Below are 7,093 nucleotides of genomic sequence, written 5' to 3'. Positions count from 1 at the left end.
GATATGAATGCTTGTGAAGTAATTTGGTCTTTTTTCAAAAGATTTAGAAGACTATAAGAAATTAAGCTTTGATTTATTCCATAAAAAAAGAGGTCTATTAAGACCTCTTTTTCATTTGCTCCCTCTCTTGGGCTCGAACCAAGGACCCTCTGATTAACAGTCAGATGCTCTAACCAACTGAGCTAAGAAGGAAGTTGCTTCTTTATTTAAGCGAGTGCAAATATAATTGAATTTTTATTTTAAAAAAATATTTTTGCAGTTTTTTGATTTTAAATAAAATGCATTATTTAATATATACAAGTTCCTTGAACAAGTTTTACTCCTTGAAAACCGATTCCTAATCCACTTGATAAAATTTATAAAGGAGTTGTGAATAGGTTTAAAATTGAAGGGATATCAAGTGAAATAATATTAAGTAAAGTAAAAAACTAACGATTAATAATTTCCAATATAGCTTTATTATTAAACGATTTCAATATTACTTTACCTTCTCTATCAAGTAGAAAATAACACGGATTAGAATACGCATTTAAAACTTGTTGATACGCTCTATTTGGATCTAAAGATTTTAAATTGATTGCAGCTGTTTCAAGTTGGTTTTTTTCTATAAAAGGCAACCATTTGTCTTCTTCTTTATCATTAAGTATAGTTACCCATTCTGTTTTTTTATTTGGATATTTTTCCTTGATATTTACCATAAACTTCTTAATTTCTGGTATTTTATCGATACAATGTTGGCAAGTTGGACTAAAAAAAGTGACTAATGTATATTCATTTTGGGAGTAAATATCTTGAATTTTTACCGCTGTGCTGTCTTTCTTAGCAAATGACAATTCTGGAAAAATACTATTTAATGGCACTTTTTTATTTGTATCGTATTCATTGGTGAACTTATTCATATCGGTATCTGAAAACGATTTACAAGTATTGTCTTTGATGTAATTTTCATACAGATGATTGTACGCGATTTCTAAATTAGAACTTTCAAAAAAAGCTAAATTTGCCGAGATGTACTTTGTAAAAATGGAGTAATTTTGTGTTTTACAATCCAGACCTTTCAATAATTTATCTATGTGTTTAATGTAATTTTCATTGGTTAAAGGTAAAATAGTAACCAGTTTATATAATAATTTATTGATGTTTGGTAAAAATGCCAATCTTTTATCATTTGAATTTACGGTATCAAAAAACGAATCATAGGCTATTTGCTGTTCATTTGCGTCTGTAATTTTTGGTGATTGCGTTTTGTTTTCCGCCCAAAAATAAATGTATAACATCGAATTTGGATATTTTTTCTGAAGTTGATTTCTGCTTTCAGCTTGTTCAAGTTTTGATAGCGCGTTGGTTTTTCTTTGATAATCTAAAAAATCTTTATTTAGTGCGTTTGATAAAATTTCCCAATTTTGAATGTTGGTTCCAGATGCTTTTAACTGAAGAGAATTGCCATTATCAATAGCTAATTCAATAAAATTTGGATTCGATTTTAGCGCTAATTTATAAATAGCCCCAACAATTTTTTTAGGTTCTTTAAAAACCACTTTTTGAATATTGTTTGTGATTTTTACACTATCTACAACATAGTTTTTTTTATTTGTCCCAAAAACAAATGAAAGTTGCACCGTTTCATTTACTAAATTTTGGGTTTGAATACTTATTTCATAGCCTTGTTTGGCTATTGGTTTTATATTGGTTTTCTTTTGAGAATAGCTATTTCCATAATAACATAAAATTACTAATATAAAAAGGAAGTTATAAGTTTTAAAATTATTGTTCATTGTTTTCGTCAATTACTTTATTAAGGAGCGAATTTGCATTAGGATAACATTTATTTAATAAATTAAGTGTATTTATGTGAGGTCGCTTCTTTTTCATTTTGAGAAGTTGTAAATAAAATTTTACAATATCTTGCTCATTATATGCTATTTCAGAAATACTCTTCTTACTAATTGTTTTGAAAATATTATTTAAGTTATTCATATCTTATAAATTAATTTAACATTATTTCCTAAAACAAAAAAATCAATCTATGATAATAAACTCTGATCTTCTGTTTTCTTGATGTTGCGCTTCAGTACAAATAATTCCATCAGCGCAAACGTTTATTAATTTTGATTCACCGTAACCTGACGCTTTTAATCGCTCTGGTGCAATGCATTGATTAATTAACCAATCTCTGGTAGATTCAGCTCTTTTTTGAGATAATTTTTGATTGTATTCCGATGCATATTGACTATCCGTATGTGAACGAACATCGATATTCATTTGTGGATACTCTTTCATAATGTCTGCGATTTTTTGCAATTCTAATGCCGCATCATTACGAATAAGAGACTTGTTTAAATCAAAATAAATAATTCGGATTCCAAGTATTTTTGCTAAATCAACTTCAGACAATTCTAACACTTTTTTCTTTAGTTTAAATTCAAGATTGGTGTTTTTTTCTTTAAAAGCAATTGGCCCTTCATAGGTTTCATAATCTGGGTGCGTGATGGTTACGAAATAGTTTTTTTGTTGTTCTAAATCGGGTACTTCAAATTTTCCATCTTTTGAAAGTAATTTTGCCATTTGTTTTTTGTTTCCATCTAAAAGTACCACTATAGCTTCAACAGGTTGGTTAGTCGCTTCCTCTTGAACGATAGCGTTGATTTTAAATATTTTAGGAATTTCTAATTCTTTGAAGCGATAAATATCGTCCTTACCTTTATTGTCTTCAAGGCGATTAGAAGTAAAAAAACCATCTTGAATTTGGTCTTTATAAATCAATCCGAAATCATCAAAAGAAGAATTTATTGGTTGTCCGAAGGTTTTAATTTCTTTATTTTCACTATCTAAATGAACATAATACATATCTAACCCTCCAAGTCCTGCTCTGGCATCAGAAGCAAAGATAAGCACATTATCTTGAGTGATAAATGGAAAAGTTTCTCTACCTTCAGTATTGATGTTATCTCCTAAATTTTCAGGTTCACCAAAAGTATCATTTTCCAATATAGCAATTTTGTAAATATCCGACATCCCTTTGTTTCCTGGTCTGTTTGAAGAAAAATACAATTCTTTTTCATCTGGAGAAAGTGCTGGGTGTGCGCAACTAAAATTATCACTATTAAAAGGTAATTCTATTACATTGGTCCATTTTTTGCCATCGTATGTGGCTTTGTATATTTTAAGTAAAACCGTATTTAATGTATCGGTTTTTGCTTTTGTTTTTAACTGATTATTTCGAGTGAAATACATTGTTTTGCCGTCTTTGGTAAACACCGCCGATGACTCGTTGTAAAATTTATTTATCTTAGCATTAAATCCTTTTGGTCCTTTTATAAGACTGTCTTTGTCAAAATCTACAACATATAAATTGGTGAACGATTCATTGGTCCAATTGTGTTTATTTAACAAAGATTTTTTTGTTGATTTTGTAGAACTAAACACCACTGATTTTTCTCCATAAAAAGCAGGTGAAAAATCAAAATATACTGAATTTATTCCTGCATTTTTTACTTTCGCTGTATTGATTGCTATGGTACTTTTTGATAAATATTCTTTATTTGAATTATACACTTTTACACGAGCGTCATCTGGATATTTTACTCCCATTTTTTGCATCAAAGCGTCTGCTTTTTCGTAATTCCCCTGAGTTTTTAATGCATTTACGTATTTGTTATACGTGTTTGCCGAAAGGTCATCTGTTACTGTAAATAAAGAATCGTACCAAATTTTTGCTGGAGCAAAATCCGCTTTATAATAATAAGCATTCGCTAAGTTTTCATACAATTCTTTCGATTTGTAACCGTCTTTTGCTAATTCTTCATACAATTTAATGGCTTGTGGATAGGCCAATTCATCATATTTCTTTTGAGCAAGATTCAACTTGCTTTCTTGAGCTATCAGAAACTGCGAGCTTATTAATACTGTTAATAAATATATTAGTTGCTTTTTCATAGTTTGTTTTTTAGAAAAATCTTGGTGATGCTACTTGTTTCTTTCTGCTAAATTCATATCTCAAAAACAATTCGTGAGAACCCGAATTGTAATTGGCTAATTTGGTGACTTCTGCATCGTATCCGTAACCAATAAACCAGTTGTCATTAACTTGAAATCCCGCTAAGGCACTCATAGCAGCATCCCATCTATAAGCCGCTCCTAAAGTAAATTTTTCTTGAAACAAAAAGTTTGCGGAAAGGTCCAATTGTAAAGGTGCGCCTTCGACAATTTTAGCCAAAAATGCAGGTTTAAATTGAATATCTGGGTTTATGTCTAATACTTTTCCTCCAATAATATGATAGTGCATACGCTCATAAGGCACAGAAGTAGCACTATAAGTAACTTGTGATTTATCAAAATGTTGCGTTTCTAACATATTTGGAATAGAGATTCCTAAGTACGTGGTTTCAGAATACCAATACGCACCCGCTCCAAAGTTTGGAGAAAAACGATTGTCTATATTATACTGTGCCAGCGCATCCCCTTGATTATATATGTGTAATTTCGAAAAATCTACATTTAATAAATGTGCAGTAGCACGAAGACCAAATGCCAATTTATAGGTATCCGATGTATTAATAGTGTAGGAGAAGTCCGCTGAAATTGTACTTTCGTCTGACGGCCCAATTACATCATTCATAAAGCTTAGACCTACCCCAACATTTGATTCCCTAAATGGAGAATGAATGGCAAATGTATTTGTAGTTGGCGCGCCATCTAATCCTACCCATTGGGTTCTGTGTAAGCCAAAAACACTAAGATTCCCTCTTGATCCTGCATAGGCAGGATTGATATTCATAGTGTTATACATATAATTAGTATATTGAGCATCTTGCTGTGCATACAGCGTTGCAATTGCAAAAAAACTAAAAATAATACTTCCTAAAACTTTTTTCATAGTATTGCTTTTTTTAAAGGGGGTGAAGTGAATTTTCACCCCTTTATTTTTTTATTTGTTCAGATATAAATATCCTACTCGTTGTTTCCATTCGCCAGTAGCGTTTTTGTATTTTAAGATATACCAATACGTTCCAACTGGCAATTCTGAAACTTGGCTTACTGTAACTCTACCTTCAGAAATACCTCTGAAGAATTTACCGTCTTGTCCGTATCCGTCTACACTGTAAACTTTTACTCCCCATCGGTTGTAAACTTCTAACTCGTTTTCTGGATATCTTTCAATGTTACGAATCACAAATACATCATTATCACCATCTCCATTTGGCGTTACCAAGTTGAAGATTTCTAAGTCATCATCAGAAGGTGTGTGATTATTTACCTCTAAATAATCTGGAATTCCATTTCCGTTTGGATCGAATGGCTCGTTTGGATTTGGTCCAATTTCTTCACCGTTTGATAATCCATCTCCATCACAATCTCCTTCTAAAAATTCTTGACTTAATGGTAACGTAGAATTTGCCATTATTGCATCACAGCCATCAGCTGGATCTGTTCCGTCAATAATTTCTTGACCATTAGTAACTCCGTCGCCGTCACAATCTGCATTATTCCAGCTTGCTGCTTGTGGAAGTGTAATACTTGAAGCTTCAAAATCACAAGGGTCGTTTGGATCAGTACCATCTAGAATTTCTTGTGCATCCGTAACTCCGTCTCCATCTGAATCTGTGTCTAAATAATTAGGAATACCATCGCCATCTGTATCATCGTTTCTTGGATCACCATCGTTATCTACATCTTCATCAATAGTGTCTATTCCATCACCGTCATCATCTACATCATATGGATCAACCGCTCCATCATTGTCTGTGTCTCCTGGCGTTTCACCACCGTTTGAATCAACTGGAATTCCATTAGCACCAATTGGTCCATCAACTTCCCCATCATTATCTGCATCTGTACCGCCTGCTTCAATTACGTCTAATACGCCATCATTATCTGAATCTAAATCCATATAGTTTGGAATACCATCTCCATCGGTATCACATAATGGAACTGCTGGAGTACAAACTGAATTTTCGTAACTGTCTAAGATACCGTCATTGTCAGAATCTAAATCTAAATAATTAGGAATACCATCGCCATCTGTATCTGTTGGAGTACAAGGCGCTGTTCCTGTACATCCGCTGTCTTCAATTGCATCTGGGATACCATCACCGTCTGAATCTACATCTAAGTAGTTAGGGATACCATCACCATCTGTATCTGTTGGAGTACAAGGAGCTGTTCCAGTACAACCGCTGTCTTCAACTGAATCTGGGATACCGTCACCGTCTGAATCTACATCTAAATAGTTAGGGATACCATCACCATCTGTATCTGTTGGCGTACAAGGAGCTGTTCCTGAACAACCGCTGTCTTCAATTGCATCTGGAATACCATCACCGTCTGAATCTACATCTAAATAATTAGGGATACCATCGCCATCTGTATCTGTTGGCGTACAAGGCGCTGTTCCAGTACAACCACTGTCTTCAACTGAATCTGGGATACCATCACCATCAGAATCTACATCTAAATAGTTAGGGATGCCATCACCATCTGTATCGGTTGGCGTACAAGGAGCTGCTCCTGTACAACCGCTATCTTCAACTGAATCTGGAATACCATCGCCATCTGAATCTACATCTAAATAATTAGGAATGCCATCACCATCCGTGTCAACTGGTGTTGCACCGTTTGGTCCTGCTTCAACTGAATCTGGGATGCCATCACCATCTGAATCTACATCTAAGTAGTTAGGGATACCATCACCATCTGTATCGGTTGGCGTACAAGGAGCTGTTCCTGTACAACCGCTATCTTCAACTGAATCTGGGATACCATCACCGTCTGAATCTACATCTAAGTAGTTAGGGATTCCGTCACCATCTGTATCTGTTGGCGTACAAGGCGCTGTTCCTGTACAACCGCTGTCTTCAACTGAGTCTGGGATACCGTCACCGTCTGAATCTACATCTAAATAGTTAGGAATACCATCACCATCTGTATCTGTTGGAGTACAAGGAGCTGTTCCAGTACAACCGCTATCTTCAACTGAATCTGGGATACCGTCGCCATCAGAATCTACGTCTAAATAGTTAGGGATTCCGTCGCCGTCTGTATCGGTTGGCGTACAAGGAGCTGTTCCTGTACAACCGCTGTCTTCAACTGAATC

The 7,093-nt window shown here is 34.1% G+C and carries 4 protein-coding genes and 1 tRNA gene; all 5 read right to left on the bottom strand.

Features of this window, described 5'->3' with window-relative positions:
* Positions 1–118: 118 nt before the first annotated feature.
* Positions 119–192: transfer RNA gene (locus ACIQ11_RS07670), tRNA-Asn, on the bottom strand.
* 236 nt (positions 193–428) lie between these two features.
* Complete coding sequence (locus tag ACIQ11_RS07665) at positions 429–1,775, bottom strand: TlpA family protein disulfide reductase (RefSeq protein ID WP_396154080.1); 1,347 nt, start codon at positions 1,773–1,775, stop codon at positions 429–431.
* Positions 1,776–2,019: 244 nt separating this feature from the next.
* Entirely contained in the window at positions 2,020–3,936 is a 1,917-nt protein-coding gene (locus tag ACIQ11_RS07660; RefSeq protein ID WP_396154079.1) for an OmpA family protein, read from the bottom strand.
* A gap of 10 nt (positions 3,937–3,946) precedes the next feature.
* Complete coding sequence (locus tag ACIQ11_RS07655; RefSeq protein ID WP_396154078.1) at positions 3,947–4,876, bottom strand: type IX secretion system membrane protein PorP/SprF; 930 nt, start codon at positions 4,874–4,876, stop codon at positions 3,947–3,949.
* A gap of 51 nt (positions 4,877–4,927) precedes the next feature.
* A partial coding sequence (locus ACIQ11_RS07650; protein ID WP_396154077.1) for a gliding motility-associated C-terminal domain-containing protein occupies positions 4,928–7,093 on the bottom strand: 2,166 nt, incomplete at its 5' end.

The organism is Flavobacterium sp. (genome assembly GCF_044361065.1).
Classification (GTDB): Bacteria; Bacteroidota; Bacteroidia; order Flavobacteriales; family Flavobacteriaceae; genus Flavobacterium.
The sequence above is the reverse complement of the archived record's forward strand: the minus strand, read 5'-3'. Positions and strand labels throughout refer to the sequence as shown.

Coding starts and splice junctions, on each gene's coding strand:
- ACIQ11_RS07665 (WP_396154080.1), bottom strand. CDS start 1,775: ATGAACAATAATTTTAAAACTTATAACTTCCTTTTTATATTAGTAATT.
- ACIQ11_RS07660 (WP_396154079.1), bottom strand. CDS start 3,936: ATGAAAAAGCAACTAATATATTTATTAACAGTATTAATAAGCTCGCAG.
- ACIQ11_RS07655 (WP_396154078.1), bottom strand. CDS start 4,876: ATGAAAAAAGTTTTAGGAAGTATTATTTTTAGTTTTTTTGCAATTGCA.